We start from the raw sequence: 22703 nt of genomic DNA on the forward strand, positions 1-22703 counted from the left end.
CAATCGCCTGGCTTGACTTCATCCTGCAGAACCTCACTCTCCTCACGAGAATGGGGAGGATGTCATGGGACAATTCACACTGATGGCAATTGCCGTCGTTGCGGCGGTGATCGGCGGGGCGATTGCCGCAAAGCTTGCCGGAATCGAGATCTGGAAAGGTGCGCTGATCGGCGCCTGCGCGTCGGTCGCCGGGGCGGTCGCCTTCTTGGTGCCGGGAATCGACCGAAGCCTCTCGATCCCGATCGCCGGATTGGTCGGGGCCGGCATTTCCGGCGCGGCCGTCGGCCTGACGCCGACCCGCACCGCCCACCTCGCGATCGGCGCGGCGCTGCTGCCGCTCATCGGTTTCGTACTGATGGAAATGGGGGCTTAGAGGGCTGCGGGGTCACAGCGACAGATCGAGGGCGGCTTCCCGCTCGATATAGGCGCGCTGCTGATCGGTGATGTAGTCGCGAATGATCGGCGCTGCATCGCGCGAGCGCGAGAGCTGCATGTGGAAGACCAGCTGGCTGCCGGTGCGGAACATCATCTCGGCGCTGATCAGGTAGAATTCCCACATGCGGGCGAATCGCTCGTCATAAAGGGCGATGACGGCATCGCGGTTCTTCTCGAACCGCTCGCTCCAGTGGGCGAGCGTGGTGGCGTAATGCACGCGCAGGAATTCGAGATCGCTCACCCACAGGCTGTTGCGCTCGACCACCTCGAAGACCTCCGACAGGGCCGGCGAATAGGCGCCCGGGAAAATGTACTTGCGCAGCCACGGGCTTGCCATGCCGGGCGGGCTCATATGGCCGATCGAGTGCAGCACCGCCAGGCCATCGTCCGGCATCAGGCTGTTCAGCTTGGCGAAGAACTCGTCGTAATGATGCACGCCGACGTGCTCGAACATGCCGACCGAAACGATGCGGTCGAATTTTTCCGTGACATCGCGATAGTCCTTGAGTTCGAAACGCACACGGTCGGCGAGCCCCGCCGCCTGCGCCCGTGAGGAGGCGAGCGCCTGCTGTTCCTTCGACAGGGTGACGCCGACAACCTCGACGTCTTCGAGCCTGGCGAGGTAGAGCGCCAGATCGCCCCAGCCGCAGCCGATATCGAGCACTTTCATGCCGGGCTTGAGGCCGAGCTTGGCTGCCAGCAGCCGCAGCTTGTTGCGCTGCGCCTGTTCCAGCGTCTCGGTCTGCTCGCGGAAATAGGCGCAGGAATAGAGCATGTTGTCGTCGAGGAAGAGTTTGTAGAAGTCGTTGCCGAGATCGTAATGGTGCGCGACGTTCTGCTGCGCCTGGCCCTTGCGGTTGGATTGCTGCCGCTTGCGGAAGCGCATCTTGATGCTGCGCAGAACCTTCTGGAGTGGATAGGAGCCGAGCGACAGCCGGTTGACCGAAAACAGCGTCAGGAAATCGCGCAGCGTCGAGCCGTCCTCGAACCGCATCGTGCCGTCCATATAGGCTTCGCCGGCCGCCAATTCCGGATTGAACACGAGGGTCCGGTAGAGCCGTTTGTCGGTGAGGCGCATGGTGACCGACGGGCCGGGCGTACCGGCGAACACATGGCGGTTACCCTCTGCATCGATGACCGTCAGTCGGCCGCGGCGAATGAAGGATTTCATCATATGCGACAGCGGAAACATCAGCATCCCCCGGAACCATTAGCACCCGAGGGACAGGCTAACATCAAGTTTCGGGAATGGCGATCAACAGTTCGCGCGCGGGTCCTAGGCTTGCCAGCCCTTCCACTTCACCCAGCGGCCGTGGGGGTCGATGCGGGCGAGCTCCCGGGTCTCGCCGGTCGGCCAGATCTGCAGGCTGAGCGCCGCGCTGTTCGGATCCTCGTCCATTTCCATCTGCAACCGGGCGAGCGGGGCTGCTTCCGTCGCCCGGTTGCCGGCTTCGGCGATGATCGCCTCGCCTGCCGAGCGGGCTTCCGGCGGCAGGTATTGCCAGGCGATCGAATGGTAGACGACGTGGATCGTGCCAGGCACAAGCGCCTTCAACCGCTTGTCGCGGAGCCAGGCGAGCGCATCGCCTTTTTCGACGAGCACCGGATGTTCTCTGGCGATCTGCAGCGCCGCGCGGGTACGCTCCACCCGGTCCGCCTGGTCGGCCCATATGTAGGACAGGAGCCGCAGGCTGTCTTCCGGCGAGTTGGGGTCGAGAGGGTTGAGGTCGCAGCCGGCGCGATCCGCAATGGTGATTGGGATATTTGGCGGAGCTGGGCCCTGCCAATCGGGCTTCAGCCGGACCGGCGATGACAGGTCGCCCCAGAGTAAACCGCCGAGATCGTGATGATAGCGGTCCCAATTGAGATTGAGGCCCATGCTGGCACCGAATTCCGACAGGATCAACGGCCTGCGGAACAGATCGGCGACGGTGAGGAAACCCGCAAGCAGGCCGCTCGATCGACGCACCTCGTTGGTTTGCGGGGCGAAATTCAGCCGTTCGAGAATGAAGGCTTCATGTGTTTGGAAGGCGCTGGCGATCGCGGTCCAAAGCACATCGTCGCTCACCTCATTCGGCGGATAGGCAGCCTTCAGGCGATCGTCCTTGCCGTCGATGATCAGCGCACGCAGGGCGCCGGCGAGGCGGGTGGGCACCAGGTCACCCCTTGTGCCAGGATCGCCTTCCCAGCTCAAGATCCGCCTGCCCACTTCGGTCGAACGGTCGAGATGTTCGAGCATCAACTTGCCGAGGCGCGAGGTAAAAGGCGATCCGAGGATCTGGCCGGCGACGATCTGTTCCCGGAACGCCTGCCTGATTTCCTCTTCGGACGCCATGGCGCTCACACTCCTTCCGGCCGGTCCTTCGGGTCGAACTGGATGATGGTAGTCCAGATGGCCGTGAGCGCCGGTTTCTTTTCGTTCTCGATCTCGATCGAGATGTCGTAAGTGGTCATCAGCATGCCGGCACCACGGAAGCGGATTTCGGCCAGCGTGAAATGGCCGCGGATGCGGCTGCCGCTCTTGACCGGCGACATGAAGCGGATGCGGTCGAAACCGTAGTTGATGCCCATCGTCTGTTCGCGGATCCTCGGCACGCAGTCGAAGTTCATGGCAGACAGCAGCGACAGCGTCAGGAAGCCGTGGGCGATGGTGCCGCCGAAGGGGCTCTCTGTCAGCGCCCGTTCCGGATCGACATGGATGAACTGGTGGTCGTGGGTGGCCTTGGCGAAGAGGTCGATCATCGGCTGATCCACCGTGAGCCAATCCGAGACGCCGACTTCCGTGCCAACCAGACCCCCGACCTCGGTTAGCGAAATTTCACGCATGCGACCTCACTGATTTCTTTCAGAAAGCTGACGCAATTCCGGACGGAATGCCGCTTGATACTTTCCCGGAACTGCTCTGATGGCTGGCGGACTTTACAGGGTTTGCCTTGGTTGGCGAGTGATTTTTGCGGCGCATCATTCCTCGATGCAGAAACGGACCGAACGGGCGGGAAGCACCTGATTCCACAGCTCGCGGGAGGCGAAATGTTTCCATCCCCAGCCCGGAAGCGCGAAGCTTGCCTGCTCGTGGCCGCGGTTGAAGAGGATGGCGATGCGGGTGTCTTTGTCGGTCTGCCGGTCGAGCGTCTTCAGCAGCATGCCGAGCACCGGGTTGCCGGGATTTTCCCAGTCGCCGACCTCCATGGGCTTGCCCGAGGCGGACAGCCATTCGACATCGCCGCTGCCGGTGAAGAAGGACGTCTCCGTAAAGACCGCGAAGCGCTTTCGAAGCGCGGCGAGCATGGAGGTGTGTTCGATGAGCACCTTGTCGATCTTGCTCCAATCGAACCAGGTGATGGCATTGTCCTGGCAATAGGCATTGTTGTTGCCGCGCTGGCTGCGTCCGACTTCGTCGCCCATGGTCAACATGACGGTGCCGCGGCTGGCAAACAGGGTGGAGAGCAAGGCAGCGACATCGCGGCGGCGGTTCTCAAGGATAGTCACATCGTCGGTCTCGCCTTCGACGCCGTTGTTCCAGGAAAAATTCTCGCCATGGCCGTCGCGGTTCTGTTCGCCGTTCGCCTCGTTGTGCTTGTGCTCGTTGGAGACGAGGTCCATCAGGGTGAAGCCGTCATGGGCGGCGAGGAAATTGACGGTGCGGCTGCGGCCGGACTTTTCGAAGATATCCGATGACCCGGAGAGCCTTGTTGCAAGCGCGCCGGTCGTCCACTGGTCCCCACGCCAGTAGCGACGCATGTCGTCGCGGGCGCGGTCGTTCCATTCGAGGAAGGGTTCCGGGAAATTGCCGAGCTGGTAACCGCCACGGCCGATATCCCAGGGTTCGGCGATCAGGATGCGGTCCTTCAGCGCCTCGTCGGAGATCATCGCCTTCAGCGTCTCGCCCTTGGCGTCGAAACCGCTTTCTGTGCGGCCGATGATCGGGGCGAGGTCGAAGCGGAAACCGTCTATGCCGGCATGCACGACGAAATGGCGAAGCGTATCGATGATCAGCCGGCGGACGTAAGGGTGGTCGCAGGCGACCGTGTTGCCGGTGCCGGTATCGTTGACCAGATGGCCGGGCTCGCCATGGACATGGCGGTAATAGGAGCGGTTGTCGATGCCGCGCATGGAGAGCGTCGCGCCAAAGCGGTCGCTCTCGCCGGTATGGTTGAAGACGAGGTCGAGGATGGTGCCGATGCCGGCCTGGTGCAGCGTTGCGACCGTCTCGCGCAGTTCCCTGATGCCGCCCGGGCAGAGCCGCGGGTCGAGCGCCATGAAGGCGACCGGATTGTAGCCCCAGCCGTTGGTGAGACCGAGCGGAGGCAGGTGGCGTTCGTCGATCCAGGCGGTGATCGGCATCAGCTCGATCGCATCGACGCCGATTTTCTTCAGGTGGGCGACGATCGAGGGATGGGCAAGCGCTGCGACCGTGCCGCGCTGTTTTTCGGGGATCGCCGGGTGGAGCATGGTGAAGGGTTTGACCGCGACCTCGTAGACGAAGCCGCCCGGCGGCAGGATCGGCCGGCCGATCTTGGCGAGCGGGTCGCGGGTAATGACCGTCTTCGGCACCAGATCGGCGGTGTCGACGCCGAACATCGAGAGCCGGGCGTCGTGGCGGAAGGGGCGGTCCAGTTCGCGGGCATAAGGGTCGACGAGCAGTTTCGATGAATCGAACCAGGAGCCGTTGTCGGGATCGTAGGCACCCCAGGCACGGTAGCCGTAACGGGTGCCCGCACCGAGCGCCGGCACCGAGATGCGATGAATGTCGTCGCGGCCGCGCACCAGCCGGTGGCGGGCGGTTTCCTTCTTTCCCTCGGCGTCGAAGAGGCAGAGCTCGATCCGCTCGGCATGGTGCGACCAGACGGCGAAATCCGCGCCGTCTGCCGTTAGAGTCACGCCGCCCTGGATCGCCGTTTTTGCCATAGGCTCAGGTAATCACAGTGGGCTTGTCGCGGCCTGTCCTCTTGCGGAGATCGGAAATCTGGTCGGCCACAGTGATGAGGTCGGCGAGCGCCTCCTGGGTGTCGATCGCGTGGCGCGACGGATCGGGCTCGTAGCGCTCGACGTAGACGCGGATGGTGGCGCCCGAGGTGCCGGTGCCGGAGAGGCGGAAGACGACGCGGGAGCCGCCTTCGAAGAGGATGCGGATGCCCTGGTTCTTGGAGACGGAACCGTCGATCGGGTCGTGATAGGCGAAGTCGTCGGCGGTTGCGACCTTCAGTGCACCGAACGACTGTCCGGGGAGGGTTGCCAGCTTGTCGCGCAGGGCGGTGATCAGCAGGTTGGCGGCGTCCGAATCGACTTCTTCGTAGTCGTGGCGCGAATAGTAGTTGCGACCGTAGTCGGCCCAGTGCTTCCTGACGATCTCTTCGACGCTCTCGTTGCGGGCGGCCATGATGTTCAGCCAGAAGAGCACTGCCCAGAGGCCGTCCTTTTCGCGCACATGGTCGGAGCCGGTGCCGAAGCTTTCTTCGCCGCAGACGGTCGCCTTGCCGGCGTCGAGCAGATTGCCGAAGAACTTCCAGCCGGTCGGGGTCTCGTACATCCCGAGCCCCAGCTTTTCGGCGACGCGGTCGGCGGCAGCGCTGGTCGGCATGGAGCGGGCGATACCGGCAATGCCGCGGGCGTAACCGGGGGCGACGGTGGCATTGGCGGCGATGATCGCAAGGCTGTCGGAAGGGGTGACGAACATGCCCTTGCCGACGATCATGTTGCGGTCGCCGTCGCCGTCCGACGCGGCACCGAAATGCGGACCGTCGGGGCTCATCACGTCGTCATAGAGTTCCTTGGCGTGGACAAGGTTTGGGTCCGGGTGGTGACCGCCGAAATCCGGCAGCGGGACTGCGTTGCGCACCGAGCCTTCCGGGGCGCCGAGGCGGTTTTCGAGGATCTGTCGCGCATAGGGGCCGGTGACGGCGCCCATCGAATCGATGACGACATTGACGCCGCTGGCGATCAGCGCCCGGATGGACGGGAAGTCGAACAGCTGTTCCATCAGCTCGGCATAGTCGGCGACCGGGTCGATCACCTCGACCGCCATGCCGGCGACGTCGAAGGAGCCGATCGCATCGAGGTCGAGATCGGCGACATCGGCGATCTTATAGGTATCGATGACCTTGGAGCGGGCGAAGATCGCATCGGTGATCTTTTCCGGGGCCGGGCCGCCATTGCCGATATTGTACTTGATGCCGAAATCCTCGGTCGGACCGCCGGGATTATGGCTGGCCGAGAGGATGATGCCGCCGAAGGCCTTGTATTTGCGGATGATGTTGGAGGCGGCGGGCGTCGAGAGGATGCCGCCCTGGCCGACCATGACCTTGCCGAAGCCGCTGGCTGCGGCCATCTTGATCGCCTTCTGGATGACCTCGCGGTTGTAATAGCGGCCGTCGCCGCCGATCACCAGCGTCTGGCCCTCGAAGCCTTCGAGGCTGTCGAAGATCGACTGGATGAAGTTCTCCGCATAGTTCACTTGCGCAAAGACGGGGACCTTCTTGCGCAGGCCGGACGTGCCCGGCTTCTGATCCTGATAGGGGGCGGTGGTGACGGTCTTGATCATGGTCAGGAACCTTTTTTGGCAATAAGGCTGGCATAGAGGCCGGCATAAAGTCCGGCGCTCCTTTCCCAGGATACATCGGATTTCATGCCCTGCTTCTGCATCCCCGTCCAGACCTTCGGCTGGTGGTAGAGGCGAACGGTGCGGCGGAGTGCCCGGCGCAGGTTGTCGGTGGTGACCGGGCTGAAGGATACGCCGGTGGCTGCCTTGGCGGCGATCGCGGCGTGGCTGGCATCGATGACGGTGTCGTTCAAGCCGCCGGTTCGGGCGACGACGGGAATGCAGCCGTATCTGAGGCCGTAGAGCTGGGTGAGGCCGCAGGGCTCGAAGCGCGAGGGGATGACGATCGCATCGCAGCCCGCCTGCATCAGGTGGGAGAGCGGCTCGTCATAGATCGAGAGGACGGCGACCTTGCCGGGATGGCGCTTGGCCGCGGCATGGAAGGCGTTTTCGAGCGCCCGGTCGCCGGAGCCGAGCACGGCGAGCCGCCCGCCCATGTCTATGAGATCGTCGAGCGTGTCGGCCAGCAGGTCCATGCCCTTCTGCCAGGTGAGGCGCGAGATGACGCAGAACAGCGGCCCGGCTTCCTGGTCGAGGCCAAAACGCTCGGTGACAGCCCGTTTGTTCTCGGCCCGGGTCTTCAGCGTCGTGGCGTCGTAGTGGGTTTTCACGGCGGGGTCGGTCGCCGGGTCCCAGATCTCGGCGTCGATGCCGTTGACGATGCCATGCAGGTCGCCCTGGCGGATCGTCAGCAGGCCTTCGAGACCCATGCCGAACTCGGGGGTGAGGATTTCCTCGGCATAGGAAGGGCTGACGGTCGAGATCGCCCAGCTCGTCTGCAGGCCTGCCTTCAGGTAACCGACGCCGCCGAAATATTCGACGCCCTCGATGCTGAAGGCATGCGCCGGGAGCTCGAGATAGGGGAAGATGTCGGCGCCGTACTGGCCCTGGAAGGCGATGTTGTGGATGGTGATGAGCGTCGGCACTTCCGGCTTGTCGGAATAGCGCATATAGGCCGGCACCATCGCCGCCTGCCAGTCGTGCACGTGGACGATGTCAGGCCGCCAGCCCTCGATGCCGTCCGACATTGCCCCTTGCGCAATCATCGCGCCGGCCTTGGAGAGAGCCGCGAAACGACGCCAGTTGTCGAAATGGTCCTTGCCGGTGGCATCGACATAAGGGCCGCCGGGGCGGTCGAAGAAGGTCGGGGAATCGAGGATGAGGAGGTCGAGCCCCTGATGCTCGACTTCTAAGACATCGGCTCTGGCGCCGAGCAAATTGTCGAAGCTGACAACGACCTTCGCGTCCTTGACGGCCCGCATCACGGCCGGATAACCGGGCATCAGCGTCTTGACCGAAACGCCATGGCCCTTCAGCGCCAGCGGCAGCGCCCCAGCCACATCGGCAAGTCCGCCGGTCTTGACCAGCGGATAGACTTCGGACGCAACCGAAAGCACTTCCATAACGCGTTACAGGTCCAGTTTGTCGATCATCGTCTGGGTGATCAGGCAGATGCCGTTTTCGGTGCGCCGGAAACGCTTCGCATCGATTTCGGGATCCTCGCCAACCACCAGGCCTTCCGGAATGGTTACACCGTGATCGATGACGACATTGCGAAGTTGCGCGCGTCTTCCGATCCTGACATTCGGCAGCACGACCGCGCCCTCCAGGCGGGAATAGGAGTTGGCGCGCACGCCGGTGAAGAGCAGGCTGCGATTGAGCGACGAACCGGAGATGATGCAGTCGCCCGACACGACCGAAGAGGTCGCCGAACCGCGGCGGTTTTCGTCGTCATGCACGAATTTCGCCGGCGGGGTGATTTCCGCATAGGTCCAGATCGGCCAGGACTTGTCGTAGATATCAAGCCCCGGAACGATTTCCGTCAGGTCGATATTGGCCTGCCAGTAGGCGTCGACCGTGCCGGCGTCGCGCCAATAGGGTTCGCGTTCGAAATCGGAGCGGACGCAACTGTCGGCGAACCGGTGGGCGACGGCTTTGCCGTGCTCGACGATATAGGGGATGATGTCCTTGCCGAAATCGCGGCTGGAGCCGGGCGTCTCGGCGTCGCGCTTCAGCACGTCCATCAGGAACTTGGTGTGGAAAACGTAGATGCCCATCGAGGCGAGCGCAAAACCGGGATTGCCGGGAATGCCGGGCGGATCGGCGGGCTTCTCGACGAAGGCGATGATCTCGTCCTTCTCGTTGACATGCATGACGCCGAAGCCGGTCGCTTCCATGCGCGGCACTTCCAGGCAGCCGACGGTGACCTGTGCACCGGAATCCACATGCTGCTGCAGCATGTATTCGTAGTCCATCTTGTAGACGTGGTCGCCGGCGAGGATGACCATGTATTCGGGCGCGTAGGCCTCGATGATGTCGATGTTCTGGAAGACGGCGTCGGCGGTGCCTTCGTACCATTGCGTCTCGGAGACACGCTGGGAGGCGGGCAGGATGTCGAAGCTCTCGTTGCGCTCGGGGCGGAAGAAGTTCCAGCCGCGCTGCATGTGGCGGATCAGCGAATGGGCCTTGTACTGCGTCGCCACCCCGATGCGGCGGATGCCGGAATTCAGGGCGTTTGAGAGCGCGAAATCGATGATGCGCGCCTTGCCGCCGAAATAGACTGCCGGCTTGGCGCGGCGGTCGGTGAGTTCCTTCAATCGGCTGCCGCGGCCGCCGGCAAGCACATAGGCCATGGCATCGCGCGACAGAGGCTGAATTCTTTTCTCGTTCATCGTTCCCTCCCAAGGTCCCTTATGCTTGTTCCAGTTCGAGCATGATCGTCGCCAGCGGCGGCAGCGTGACTTCGGCCTGAACGGTTCCTCCCGCGTTCACAGCCTGAACGCGACCGCCATTGCCTTTGCCGCTGCCGCCGTAGATCTCGGCGTCGGTATTCAAGATTTCCCGCCATCTGCCTTCGATTGGCAAGGGGATGCGGAAATTTTCACGGTAGACGGGCGTAAAATTGCTGATCACCGCCACCGGCTTTTCTCCCGGCGACATGCGCAGCCACGCATAGACGGAGTTTTCCGCGTCGTCGGCGATCAGCCACTGGAAACCATCGCCCTCGCAGTCGCGCGCATGCAGCGCGGGTTTGGAGCGGTAACAGAAGTTGAGATCGCGGACCAAGCGGCGCATGCCCTCGTGCGGATGGTACTGGAGCAGGTTCCAATCGAGCGAGCGGGTTTCGCTCCATTCGCTCCACTGGGCAAATTCCTGGCCCATGAACAGCAGTTTCTTGCCGGGATAACCCCACATGAAACCGTAATAGGCCCGCAGGTTTGCGAATTTCTGCCAGTCGTCACCGGCCATCTTGGCGATCAGCGAGCCTTTGCCGTGCACCACTTCGTCGTGGGACAGCGGCAGGACGAAGTTTTCGGAATAGGCGTAGATGAGACCGAAGGTGAGTTCGTTATGGTGGTGTTTGCGGTGGATCGGTTCGCGCTGCATGTAGCTCAGCGTGTCGTGCATCCAGCCCATGTTCCACTTGAAGCCGAAGCCGAGGCCCCCCTCGTGGACGGGATGCGAGACCTTTGGCCAGGAGGTCGATTCCTCGGCGATCGTCATCACGCCCGGATGGGCGTTGTAGGAAAGCGAATTCATCTTCTGCAGGAAGCGCACCGCCTCGAGGTTCTCGCGCCCGCCATATTCGTTAGGCACCCATTCGCCCTCTTTGCGCGAATAGTCGAGATAGAGCATGGAGGCGACGGCATCGACGCGCAGGCCATCGAGATGGAATTTCTCCGACCAGTAGAGCGCGTTGTTGACGAGGTAGGAAAGCACTTCCAGCCGGCCGAAATTGTAGATCGCGGTGTTCCAGTCCGGGTGGAAACCCTGGCGCGGATCGGCATGTTCGTAAAGCGCCGTGCCGTCGAAGAAACGCAGGCCGTGGGCATCGGTCGGGAAATGCGCCGGCACCCAATCGAGGATGACGCCGATGCCGACCTTGTGGCAGCCGTTGACGAAGCGGGCGAACCCTTCCGGCTCGCCGAAGCGTGCCGTCGGGGCGAAAAGCCCGGTCGTCTGGTAGCCCCAGGACGGATCGAAGGGATGTTCGGTGATCGGCAGAAATTCGATATGGGTGAAGCCCATGTCGGTGCAATAGGGGATCAGTTCCGAGGCGAGCTCGTCCCAGGAGAGGAAGGAGCCGTCCGGCTTTTTGCGCCAGGAGCCGGCGTGTACCTCGTAGATCGAGATCGGCTGACGGCGGTGGTCCGCCTTTTCCCAGAATTCCCGGTGGGCGGCATCGTCCCATGCCTGGGAGAGTTCCGCTGCGGTGACCGAGGCGGTGTCGGGGCGGAGCTCCGCCCGCCGGGCGTAAGGATCGGCCTTCAGCGGCAGGAGCTTGCCGTTCTTGCCGACGATTTCGAACTTGTAGGCGGCACCCGGCCTGATGTCGGGGGCGAAGATCTCCCAGATGCCGGTATCCACCCGCAGCCGCATGACGTGCCGCCGGCCATCCCAGCCGTTGAAATCGCCGACGACGGAAACGCGCTTTGCATTTGGCGCCCAGACGGCGAAGTGGAAACCTTCGACGCCCTCGTGTTTCAGGGCATGGGCGCCCATCTTGTCGAACAGGCGCAGATGCGAACCTTCGCGGACGAAATAGTCGTCCATCGGGCCGAGCACCGGGCCGAACGTATAAGGGTCGGTGACCGCCCATTCGTCATCGCCGCGGCGGGCGCGGTACCGGATGGGCTGCAGGTGGGTGGCGTTGACGAGGCCTTCGAAATATCCGGCATCGTGGCGGCGCGTCAGTTCGCCGAGTTCGGCGCCGCCGAGCGACAGTGCGGTGACGGCCTCGGCACCCGGAACGAAGCAACGGACCCTGAACGCGTCCCCGAGCTTGTGGAGCCCGAGGACGGCAAAGGGATTGGTATGCCTGCCTTCCAAAATCGCCTCGATCTCGGATAACGGAATCTCCCCAGGGACTCTCCCGTCATCGACGCGCGGCGATTTTTTCATCAGGCTCTCCAGATTTCAGACGCATACTGACGAATAGTTCTGTCCGAGGAGAACCATCCCATCCGGGCGGTATTGCGAATTGTCTTCGAATACCAGGATTTAGGGTCGGACCAGATTTGGTCAACGTTACGCTGGGCGTCCGCGTAGGCATCGAAATCGGCGGCGACCATGAACCAGTCGTGATTGTAGATGCCGTCGGTGAGGGTCGTGAAGCGGGAACGGTCGTCCGGCGAGAAAACGCCCGTGGCGATGGCGTTGAGCGCCTGTGCAAGTTCCCGTGACTTCTCGATGATGGCGCGAGGCTGGTAGGTCTCGGAACGGACCTTGGCGACCTCGTCGGCAGTCATGCCGAAGATGACGATATTCTCCTCGCCGACATGGTCGCGCATCTCGACATTGGCACCGTCGAGCGTGCCGATGGTCAGTGCGCCGTTCAGTGCGAACTTCATGTTGCCGGTGCCGGATGCTTCCATGCCGGCGGTCGAGATCTGCTCGGAAAGATCGGCGGCCGGAACGATGATCTCGGCGAGCGAGACGTTATAGTTCGGCACGAAGACGACCTTGAGCAGGCCGCGGACGGCCGGGTCGTTGTTGATGACGCGCGCCACGTCATTGGCGAGCTTGATGATCAGCTTGGCATTGTGATAGCTCGGCGCCGCCTTGCCCGCGAACAGTTTTACGCGCGGCACCCAGTCCATTTCGGGATGCGAGCGGATCTGGTCGTAGAGGGCGACGGCTTCGATGATGTTGAGCAGCTGGCGCTTGTATTCGTGGATGCGCTTGATCTGGATGTCGAACATCGCCGACGGATCGATGCGGATGCCCATGCGGCTGCCGACGAGGTTGGCGAGCTGCACCTTGTTGGCCCGCTTCACGGCGGCGAACTTCTCCTGGAAGGAGCTGTCGTCGGCATGGGCGTTGAGCCCCTGCAAGGCGTCCGTATTGTCGAGGAACTCGTCGCCGATCGCTTCCTGGATCAGTGAGGTGAGGCCCTGGTTGCACTGCATCAGCCAGCGGCGCGGGGTGATGCCGTTGGTCTTGTTGTTGATGCGGGCCGGATACATCGTGTGCAGGTCGGCGAAGACCGTGACCTTCATCAGGTCCGTATGCAGGGCCGAGACGCCATTGACCGAATGCGAGCCGACAAAGGCGAGGTTGCCCATGCGGACGCGGCGGTCGCCGCTTTCGTCGATCAGCGAGATCGAGCGGATTTGGGTGTCGGAGAAGCTCTTCTGCTTGCGTGCCTCGATCAGGATCAGGGCGTTGATCGCATAGACGATCTGCATGTGGCGCGGCAGAAGGCGCTCGAACAGCGGTACCGGCCAGGTTTCCAGCGCTTCCGGCAGCAGCGTGTGGTTGGTGTAGGAGAAGGTCTGGCGGGTGACCGACCAGGCCTGCTCGAAATCCATGCCGTGGATGTCGGTCAGGAGGCGCATCAGCTCGGCGATCGACACGGCCGGGTGGGTGTCGTTGAGCTGGATCGCGACCTTTTCGTGCAGGTTCGTGAAGTCCGGATATTGCTGCAGGTGGCGGCGCAGGATGTCCTGAAGCGAAGCCGACGAGAAGAAGAATTCCTGGCGCAGGCGCAGTTCTTGCCCGGCCGGGTTGGCGTCGGCCGGATAAAGGACGCGGGTCAGGCTTTCGGCCTTGTTGCTCTCGCGCAGGGCGCCGATATGGTCGCCGGCGTTGAAGGCATCCAATAGAATCGGGTCGATCGGCTGGGCCGACCAGAGGCGCAGGGTGTTGACGCGCTTTCCGCGCCAGCCGACGGCCGGCGTGTCGTAGGCCATGGCGATGACGCGTTCGGCCGGCTTCCAGACGTAGCGCGGCGTCTCGTCATACCCGCCGACGGTTTCGACCGTGCCGCCGTAACCGATTTCGTAGGAGCTCTCGCGACGCTCGAATTCCCAAGGGTTGCCGTGGGCAAGCCAGCTTTCCGGAAGCTCGACCTGCCAGCCGTCGGCCATCTGCTGGCGGAACAGGCCGTGGACGTAGCGGATGCCATAGCCATAGGCCGGGATGTCGACCGTCGCCATGCTCTCCATGAAACAGGCAGCGAGCCGGCCGAGACCGCCATTGCCGAGTGCGGCATCGGGTTCCAGAACCGCAATCACGTCGATATCCACACCGAGCGAAGACAGCGCGTCGCGGATTTCCTGCATCAGGCCCATGTTGCTGACGGCATCGCGCATCAGGCGGCCGATCAGGAATTCGAGCGACAGGTAATAGACGCGCTTGCCGCCGGTCCGATAGACCTTGCGGGTCGATTCCATCCAGGTGTCGATGATGCGGTCGCGCACCACCAGGATGGTGGCGGTCAGCCAGTCGTGGGGCTTGGCCACCTTCGCGTCCTTGCCGATACGGTAGGTCAGGCGCTCGATGATCTCTTCCGCCATGATCTCGGGACGGGAGCTGCGGGGGGCCGGCTGAGGAATTTCGACCGGAGAAGACGTGTTGTTCATATGTCGCCAACTTTCTGGGGGAGCGGGAGGAAGGGCGTCCGATTCAGTCCATCTGGCAAGATGTATAAGGACAGTTTATGCACCGTTATGACACTGCGCAATGACCGATTTATCTTTGCGTGTATCGCTCGGACAAGACCAACGAAAAACGCCCCGCCGGTGAGGGCGGGGCGTTTTTGCAGCCTTTCTGAAAGGCAGGTTCAGTTGGTCAGGCGAGTGCCGGTCTGGGCAGCCTTGCGGGCGATCTCGCCGAAGGTTTGCACCAGCGTCGTCATGTTGGTCGGCTCGTAATAATAGCCGGGGCCGCTGGAGCAGTAGTTCAGCAGGCTCTTGCCCCTGTCCGGGGCCATGAAGGCGATCGTGTAGATCCTGATGCCCTTCCCCATCTCCTCTTCCGTGAGCTGCTTCCCTTCCGTCAGCTTCAGCTTTGCGGCATCCGTCAGACCGTCACTTTTCGCGTTCAAGCACATGTCGCGGACTTTGGCGTCGATCGTTGAGTTCCAGGTCCCGCTGTAGCCGGTCATCTCGCCGTCGGTCATGAGCACGATGAAACGTTCGAAATTCGTGTTGCCACTGGCGTCATGAGCGGCCTTCTCGGTGACGTTCGCCTTTTTCAAGGCAGCATAGGCATTGGCCATGGCGCCGCTGGCATCGGTGCCGCCAGCAGGAACATCCGGTAGGTCGTTGACATAGTCGATGACATTAGCCATGCCCCAGGCCATTCTTTCTTCCGCCTTGGTCTCATGGGTGTAGGAATCGGCACCGATACGGATCAGTGTCTTGTTAGGATCGGCTATTCCCAGCTCCTGAAACATCACCCCTGCAGCCGCCTTCAGAGACTCCATTTTTGTAAGATAGTTGGGGACATCCTTGTAGCAGGTCTGTTTGTTGTTTTTGCCGCACTTGTAGGATTCCTGTATGGTCGGCTGGGCGGAATTGATCGTCGTCGTGTCCTCTTTCATCGAGCCGGATTCATCGAGCGCCAGGTACATGGAAAGGGCGTTGCCTTCGCGGCCGCTCGCGGCGACGCTTTCGACGCTGACGCGCACGGTCGGGAAACCGAGGAACGAGGTCAGGCCGCTGAGCGGTACGTCGTAGCTCGACTTCATGCGGACCTCGTAGCTGGCAGCCGTCGTGGAACTGCCCGAGAAGGTTACCAATGTCTCGGTGTTCGCTCGAAGCTTGGCCTCTTCCGCAGCCAGCGTCTCAGCGGAAACACCGGAATTCTTGAGCTCCTTAATCTTCTGGGCGATATACATGTCGGTGCCAAGCTTCTGGGCTTCCGCCGTCGTCATGGTGCCCTTGGCGGCCATGGCGGACGCCGCAGCGAGAGTGGCGCCGTCCGCCAGCGCCTGGAGCTGGTTCTTTTGATCCATCGCCTGTGTCAGATCGACCGCGACGCCGCCGACCGCCAGCAGGACGGGAAGCAGTGCAGCCGTCATGATACCGAAATTACCGGCGCGGTCCTTCGCCAGCCGCGCAAAAATTGTGTGCTTCATCATGGCCCCCAGAGTTCAATTCATTTGAACACCTGTGGTGTATTCCTGGCGGGTATAGGAAGGCCTAAACCATTCGTTGCAATTTTACGGAATGCCAAGAATCAGCGCCAAAACGGAGCGGGATTTCAGGATTTCAGCGGAATGACGTCCACCGCCTGCACCGCATTCTGGTTTCCGTAACCCTTGAGCATGCCGATGACCGGGGCGACGTCGGAATAGTCGCGGCCGTATCCGACGACGATATGGTCGCTGCCGGCGGGAATGTTGTTGGTCGGATCGAGTTCGACATACCCCATGGTCTCGCCGCACCAGACCCGCACCCAGGCATGCATGGCGTCGGCGCCTTCGAGGCGCTCCTTGCCGGGTGGCGGGATGGTGCGCAGAAAGCCGCTGACATAACCGGCCGGGATGCCGAGGCTGCGGAGCGCCACGATCATGATATGGGTGAAATCCTGGCAGACGCCACGCTTCAGCCGGAACGCCTCCTTCGGGGTCGTATCGACCTCGGTCGCCTTGGCGTCGTAGGTGAAGTCCTTGTGGATGCGGGCGCAGATGCCAAGCGCGATTTCCAGCACCGTCTGGCCCGGCTTGACGATCTCGCGGGCATAGGCGGCGATCAGCGGCTCTTCGGCAAGGCGCGGGCTTGCGCCGGTCAGGTGATGCGGGGAGGCGGCATCGACCGACCAGAAATCCGCCAGTTCGTCGGCGAGCGTCGCCAGTTCCGGCGACAGGTCCGCCGTCATCGAGGTGGTTTCCACCATGACGCGGGCCTGCATGCGGATGTCGAGCTTTTCGTGCGGCGCACGCAGCAGCACGGATGTCGCCTGCTGGCCGAAGAAATCGATGAACGTGGTCCGCTCGTCGGCATGCGGGCCGACGGTGATCGAGCCGGCGATCAGCCGCTGCCGGTCGGGCAGGGACAGCGGCAGGAGGCGGATCACATGGCGGGCGCCCGAGGCCGGCACGTCGTAGGTATAACCCATGTGGAGGGAGAGGTCGTAAAGCATCAGCTGAAATAAGTCTGGCCGAGAATATCGGACAGCTTCTCCATCTCCAGTTCGATCTTCTGGTAGGTGTCGTCGTTCATGCCCTCCGGGGTCATCACCGCAAGGCCCGAATGCAACCGCATCGCCTCACGGTAGAAGGGCGACATCTGGCCGTTGACGAAGGCGTTCGGCAATTGCTCCACCTCGGTGCGGATTTCGTTCAGCTGGAACAGGATCGAGCGCGGGTTCAGGGGGTCGAGCGCCAGGAGGTCGGCGACCGTCAGCCTTGCCGTGGCGACGTTGTAGCGGCGTCGATGGGTCATGACGCTGTCGCCGATCTCGAGCAGCATGTCGAGCGAGCCATCCGGCGCGTCGGGGCCGGACATGTGGCCGAGCAGCCGGGTCATGTGCATGCCGCGCTCCAGGTGGCGACCGATCGACAGGAAACGCCAGCCGGTGAAACGGTACATGTTTTCATGCACCAGACCGGCAAACCCCGCGAGCTTGCGCAGGAGCACCGTCATTGCATGCGAGGCGTCGTCGCCCGCATGCACGGTGTCGTGGAAGCGGCGGGCGGTCTTGGCAAGGTCGGTCAGCGCCAGCCAGCCGTCCGGCGAGAAACGGTCGCGAATGTTGCTCGCCGAATAGATGGCGCTGTCGATGTTGCGCAGAAGCGATGCCGGCACCGCCTTGGTCATCTCGACATCGATGCCCTTCAGGTAGCGGGTGACGTCGGCCAGAAGCGGGGCTTTCGGATCGGCAGACTCCGCATAGCGCAGGTGCCAGGCGCGCAGAATGCGCAGGGCGCCTTCAGCCCGTTCGATATACCGGCCGAGCCAGTAGAGATTGTCGGCCGCGCGGCTCGGCAGGCTGCCGGGCATGTTGCGGGTGAAACTTTCCTCGGGCGGCAGGAGCGTCGCCTTCGCGACCGGCTTGTCGCTGACGATCCAGACGTCGGCAGCGGCTCCACCCGACTGCATGGCGATCGCCGCCACGTCGTCGCCGGCACCGATGCGGGCAAAGCCGCCCGGCATGATCTGCCAGCCGTGTTCGGTGCGGGCGGCAAAGACGCGCAGCGACATCGGCCTCGGCGTGAGCTTGCCGTTGACGTAGGCGGGCGTGGTCGAAAGCGTCACGACCTCCTGGCCGACCAGCTTGGCGCCCTCTGTCGCGAGCCAGTCGCCGACCGTGTCCCTCGCCGTCTTGCGCAGCGACGAGCCGAGCACCGATTGGCCGTTGTCGTCGAAGAAGGGCAGCCGCGAATAGGCTGGCCCGATGACCATGCGCTCGATATTCTTGGCGACGTGCTCACGTTCCTTTTTCTGCCCGCACCACCAGGTGGCGATCGAGGGCATGATCAGGTCTTCGCCGATCAGCCGCCGACAGACGGTCGGTGCGAATGCCAGCAGCGCGCGGGTCTCGAGAATGCCGGAGCCGAGCGCGTTGACGAAGGTGAGCGCGCCGGAGCGTAGCGCCTGCACCATGCCGGGGGTGCCGATATGGGAGTGCTGGTTGAGTTCGAGCGGATCGGCATAAGCCGCGTCGAGGCGGCGCCAGAGTACGCCCACGGGCTTCAGGCCAGCCACGGTGCGGACCATGACGCGGTCGCCGACGACCGTCAGGTCCTCGCCTTCGAGAAGCATGAAGCCGAGATAGCGGGCGATATAGGCGTGCTCGAAATAGGTCTCGTTGGCGGGGCCCGGCGACAGGACCGCGATGCGGTCCTCCGGGTTCTGCTTGTGGGATTGCAGCGCATCGCGGAAGGCACCGAAGAAGGAGGCGAGGCGGTGGACATGCGATTCGGCATAGATGTCCGAAAAGGCGCGGGTGGTGGCGACGCGGTTTTCGAGCGCGAAACCGGCGCCAGACGGCGCCTGGGTGCGGTCGGCAAGCACCCACCAGTTACCGTCCGGTCCGCGGCCGATCTCGAACGAGCAGAAATGCAGGTAATGGCCGCCGACCGGCTTGACGCCCACCAGCGGGCGGAGGAATTCGGCGTTTCCGGCAATCAGCGCCGGCGGCAGGAAACCCTCCTGCACCAGCTTGTTGTCGCCGTAGATATCGGCGATCAGCGCTTCCAGAAGATCGGCGCGCTGGGTCAGGCCCTTGCAGACCGTCTCCCATTCCTTGCCGTCGATGAGGACCGGCACGTGGCTGATCGGCCAGTTGCGCTCGCCGCTGCCCTGGGCGCCGTAAGTGCGGTAAAAGACGCCCGCATCCCGCAGGTAACGGTCGGCACGGGCGAAACGCTCGCGGCGCTCGTGCTCGGTCATGCGGCCGAGATGGGAGAGCAGGTTGCGCCAGACCGGCCGGATCTGGCCGTTCGCATCGAGCATCTCGTCGGCAACGCCGGGCAATGCGGCATAACCGAGAAGGGGATCGCCAGCGATCCCCCCTTTTGCCTTGCGTTCGGTTGCCGGTGCCTTGGACATCGGGCGTTTCAGACTCCTTGCGGCCGGCGCAGATCGAGCGTCAGCGGAAATTCGGGCGAGGGCGTTTCGGCCAGAAGCGTATAGCCGCCCGCCGTATGCCCCCACGGCTCGAACCGGGCGAGGCGGCGTGCTTCCGCCTCGTTGCCGTTGACCGGGAAGGTGTCATAACTACGCCCGCCCGGATGGGCAACGTGATAGATGCAGCCCCCGATCGAACGGCCGGACCATGTATCATATATGTCGAACGTGAGCGGCGTGTTAACCGGCAGGACCGGGTGCAGGCCGGCGGATGGCTGCCAGGCCTTGAAACGGACGCCGGCGACCGAGACGCCGGAGGTGCCGGTGCCTTTCAGCGGCACGGCGCGACCGTTGCAGGCGACGGTATAGCGGGACGGATTGGTGGTTTCGAGCCGGACTTGGAGTCGTTCCACCGATGAATCGACGTAGCGCACGGTGCCGCCGATCGCACCCTGTTCGCCCATCACGTGCCAGGGTTCGAGCGCCTGGCGAAGTTCCAGCTTTGAGCCTTCGTATTCGACCTCGCCGAAGAAGGGGAAGCGGAATTCGAGTTGTGCCTCGAACCATTCGGGACGCAGGTCGAAGCCGTTTTCTCGCAGGTCCTGGAGGACGTCCATGAAGTCGGCCCAGACATATTGCGGCAGCATGAAGCGGTCGGCGAGCGCCGTTCCCCAGCGCACGAACCGGCCCTGTAGCGGGTTTTTCCAGAAGCGGGCGATCAGTGCCCGGACCAGCAATTGCTGGGCAAGCGACATGCGCGCGTTCGGCGGCATCTCGAAGCCGCGGAACTCGACGAGGCCCAAGCGGCCGGTCGGGCCGTCCGGCGAGAACAGTTTGTCGATGCAGATTTCCGAACGATGGGTGTTACCGGTGACGTCGGTCAGAAGATTGCGGAACAGCCGGTCGACCAGCCATGGCAGGGGGGGCTCGCCCTGGCCGGGCGCCGGCACCTGGGCAAGCGCGATTTCCAGCTCGTACATCGAATCGTGACGAGCCTCGTCGATGCGCGGCGCCTGGGAGGTCGGGCCGATGAACAGGCCGGAGAACAGGTAGGAGAGCGACGGATGGCGCTGCCAGTGCAGGACCAGGCTCTTCAACAGGTCGGGGCGGCGCAGGAAGGGGCTGTCGTTCGGATTGGCGCCGCCGACCACGACGTGGTTGCCGCCGCCGGTACCGGTGTGGCGGCCGTCGATCATGAACTTGTCGGCGCCGAGGCGGCTCTGGCGGGCTTCCTCGTATATCGCGGTGGTGGTCGCAACCGTCTCCTTCCAGCTTGCGGCCGGATGGATGTTGACCTCGATGACGCCGGGATCCGGCGCGACGCGGATGACGTTGATGCGCTCGTCATGCGGCGGGGCGTAACCCTCGATATGAACGGCGAGCCCGAGCGCCGTCGCGGCGTTTTCGGCAGCGGCGATCAGTTCGAGATAGTCCTCGATCTTTTCCACCGGCGGCATGAAGACGCAGAGCCTGCCGTCGCGGGCCTCTACCGAAACCGCGGTGCGCACCGCACCGCCGATTTCGCCGAGGGTTTGTTCGACGCGGCCGGGATTGGCGGCATCACCTGCCTTGAAGGAGGATTCCGGCATGGCACGGCCGGCCGGGATGATCGCCTCGGGCAGCGGCTGGCGGGGGATCGAGGGGTCTGCTTCGTGGATATAGGGAAATTGCGAGGGTGGAACGTAAGGCAGGGTGCCGAGCGGCAGGCGATAACCGACCGGGCTGTCGCCGGGCACCAGGAAGATGCGGCCGCGGCGGGTGCGCCATTTCTCGCTGATCCAGCGCTTGCCGGCCGCTTGCGCGTTCCAGGCCTGGACGGGCAGGACGTAGCCGCTCGGGCTTGTCAGGCCGCGCTCGAAGACGCGGGCGATGCGATTGCGCTCCTCCGGGTCCTTGAGCTTTGAATTCGACGGATCGACATTGTCCGGCAGCGAGCCTTCCTTGATGATCCATTCGGCCGGATCCTCATAGGCCGGCACGACCATGTCCGGGGCGATGCCGAGTTCGGCGGCGATGCCGGTCAGGAGCTTGGCGGATTCTTGCTCGCCGACGCCGTAGTCGCGGCCTTCCTCGGCGACGAGGTCAGGATTGCTCCAGATCGGCCGGCCGTCCTTGCGCCAGTAGAGGGAGAAGGTCCAGCGCGGCAAGGTCTCGCCGGGATACCACTTGCCCTGGCCGTAATGCAGGAAGCCGCCGGGCGCGAAACGCTCGCGCAGCTTGCGGATCAGGATGTCGGCCTTTTCGCGCTTGGTGGGGCCGACGGCGTCGGTGTTCCATTCACCGGCTTCGAAATCATCGATCGACACGAAGGTCGGCTCGCCGCCCATGGTCAGACGAACGTCCTGGGCCTGCAGCACGCGGTCGACCTGGTCGCCGAGAGCGTCGAGCGCATCCCAGGATTCGTCCGAGAACGGCTTGGTGATGCGCGGATGTTCGGCGACGCGATTGACCTTCATGTCGAAGGCGAAGGAGGTTTCGGCTTCGCCGAAATAACCGCCGGAAATCGGGGCGGCGTTACGGAAATGCGGGGTCGCGGCAAGCGGGATATGGCTTTCGCCGGTCAGAAGCCCGGAGGTCGGGTCGAGGCCGACCCAGCCGGCGCCGGGGAGATAGACTTCGCACCAGGCATGCAAGTCGGTGAAATCGACCTCGGTGCCGGAGGGGCCGTCGAGCGCCTTGAGGTCCGGCGTCAGCTGGATCAGGTAACCGGAGACGAAACGGGCGGCGAGGCCGAGATGGCGCAGGATCTGGACGAGCAGCCAGCTGGTGTCGCGGCAGGAGCCCATGGCCGAGGTCAGCGTCTGCTCCGGCGTCTGCACGCCCGGCTCCATGCGGATGACGTAACCGATCGCCTGCTGCAGGCGGGCATTGATGCCGACGATCATGTCGACCGTCGGCTGGTCCGGGGACATGTCGAAGGTTTTCAGATAGTCGGCCAGCGCCGGTTCCGGCGGCTCCGGCACCATGTAGATCGACAGGTCCTCGACCAGTTCCGGCGGATAGCTGAACGGCCATTTCATCGCTTCCTCTTCGACGAAGAAGTCGAAGGGATTGTAGACCGTCATGTCGGCGACGAGATCGACCTCGATCTTGAACTCGGTGACCGGGTCCGGAAAAACGAAGCGGGCGAGGTAGTTGCCGTAGGGATCCTGCTGCAGGTTCACGAAGTGATTGGAGGGCGTCACCTTCAGCGAATGGCTGAGCACCTTGGTGCGCGAATGGGCAGCCGGTTTGAGGCGGATGATCTGCGGTCCGAGACGGACGGGCTTGTCGTACATGTAGTGGGTAAGGTGGTAGACACTCGCCTTGATCGACATACTTCCCCTTGCCGGCCGCTTTACCGGGCCGATCGATGATCGTTGCAAGGATTT

Annotated in this window: 14 protein-coding genes; 1 reads left to right on the forward strand and 13 read right to left on the reverse strand. The window is 63.3% G+C overall.

Features of this window, described 5'->3' with window-relative positions:
* Positions 1-64: 64 nt before the first annotated feature.
* A complete protein-coding gene (locus tag C5J24_RS25130) occupies positions 65-373 on the forward strand; it encodes a hypothetical protein (RefSeq protein WP_105421787.1) in 309 nt (102 codons plus the stop codon).
* 12 nt (positions 374-385) lie between these two features.
* On the opposite strand, the gene C5J24_RS25135 is transcribed toward C5J24_RS25130, so the two are convergent.
* The 13 genes from C5J24_RS25135 to C5J24_RS25195 form a co-directional block, all read right to left on the reverse strand.
* Positions 386-1627, reverse strand: a complete 1242-nt coding sequence (locus tag C5J24_RS25135; protein ID WP_105422037.1) for a cyclopropane-fatty-acyl-phospholipid synthase family protein — start codon at positions 1625-1627, stop codon at positions 386-388.
* 84 nt (positions 1628-1711) lie between these two features.
* On the reverse strand, positions 1712-2770 hold the full coding sequence (locus tag C5J24_RS25140; protein ID WP_105421789.1) for a DUF2332 domain-containing protein: 1059 nt from the start codon (positions 2768-2770) through the stop codon (positions 1712-1714).
* 5 nt (positions 2771-2775) lie between these two features.
* Positions 2776-3261: a MaoC family dehydratase gene (locus C5J24_RS25145; protein ID WP_105421791.1), complete on the reverse strand. Its 486-nt coding sequence runs from the start codon at positions 3259-3261 to the stop codon at positions 2776-2778.
* Positions 3262-3396: 135 nt separating this feature from the next.
* Positions 3397-5343 (reverse strand): glycogen debranching protein GlgX, encoded by a 1947-nt coding sequence (gene glgX / locus C5J24_RS25150; RefSeq protein WP_105421793.1) that lies wholly within the window; start codon positions 5341-5343, stop codon positions 3397-3399.
* A gap of 4 nt (positions 5344-5347) precedes the next feature.
* Positions 5348-6976 (reverse strand): alpha-D-glucose phosphate-specific phosphoglucomutase, encoded by a 1629-nt coding sequence (locus tag C5J24_RS25155; RefSeq protein WP_105421795.1) that lies wholly within the window; start codon positions 6974-6976, stop codon positions 5348-5350.
* 2 nt (positions 6977-6978) lie between these two features.
* Complete coding sequence (gene glgA / locus C5J24_RS25160; RefSeq protein ID WP_105421797.1) at positions 6979-8436, reverse strand: glycogen synthase GlgA; 1458 nt, start codon at positions 8434-8436, stop codon at positions 6979-6981.
* Between the two features lie 6 nt (positions 8437-8442).
* Positions 8443-9705 carry a glucose-1-phosphate adenylyltransferase gene (glgC, locus tag C5J24_RS25165; protein ID WP_038545199.1) on the reverse strand — a complete coding sequence of 421 codons (1263 nt, stop codon included), beginning with the start codon at positions 9703-9705 and terminating at the stop codon, positions 8443-8445.
* 19 nt (positions 9706-9724) lie between these two features.
* Positions 9725-11935: a 1,4-alpha-glucan branching protein GlgB gene (glgB, locus tag C5J24_RS25170; RefSeq protein ID WP_105421799.1), complete on the reverse strand. Its 2211-nt coding sequence runs from the start codon at positions 11933-11935 to the stop codon at positions 9725-9727.
* Entirely contained in the window at positions 11935-14397 is a 2463-nt protein-coding gene (locus C5J24_RS25175; RefSeq protein ID WP_046634656.1) for a glycogen/starch/alpha-glucan phosphorylase, read from the reverse strand. Before C5J24_RS25175 ends, glgB begins: the two co-directional genes overlap by 1 nt.
* Before the next feature lie 200 nt (positions 14398-14597).
* Entirely contained in the window at positions 14598-15896 is a 1299-nt protein-coding gene (locus C5J24_RS25180) for a TadE/TadG family type IV pilus assembly protein (protein ID WP_172724133.1), read from the reverse strand.
* Between the two features lie 125 nt (positions 15897-16021).
* On the reverse strand, positions 16022-16903 hold the full coding sequence (locus tag C5J24_RS25185; RefSeq protein WP_105421803.1) for a transglutaminase family protein: 882 nt from the start codon (positions 16901-16903) through the stop codon (positions 16022-16024).
* Entirely contained in the window at positions 16903-19314 is a 2412-nt protein-coding gene (locus C5J24_RS25190; protein WP_105400153.1) for a circularly permuted type 2 ATP-grasp protein, read from the reverse strand. Before C5J24_RS25190 ends, C5J24_RS25185 begins: the two co-directional genes overlap by 1 nt.
* Before the next feature lie 8 nt (positions 19315-19322).
* Complete coding sequence (locus C5J24_RS25195; RefSeq protein ID WP_105421805.1) at positions 19323-22649, reverse strand: DUF2126 domain-containing protein; 3327 nt, start codon at positions 22647-22649, stop codon at positions 19323-19325.
* Between the last annotated feature and the right edge of the window lie 54 nt (positions 22650-22703).

This window comes from Neorhizobium sp. T25_27 (assembly GCF_002968565.1).
Lineage (GTDB): Bacteria > Pseudomonadota > Alphaproteobacteria > Rhizobiales > Rhizobiaceae > Neorhizobium > Neorhizobium tomejilense.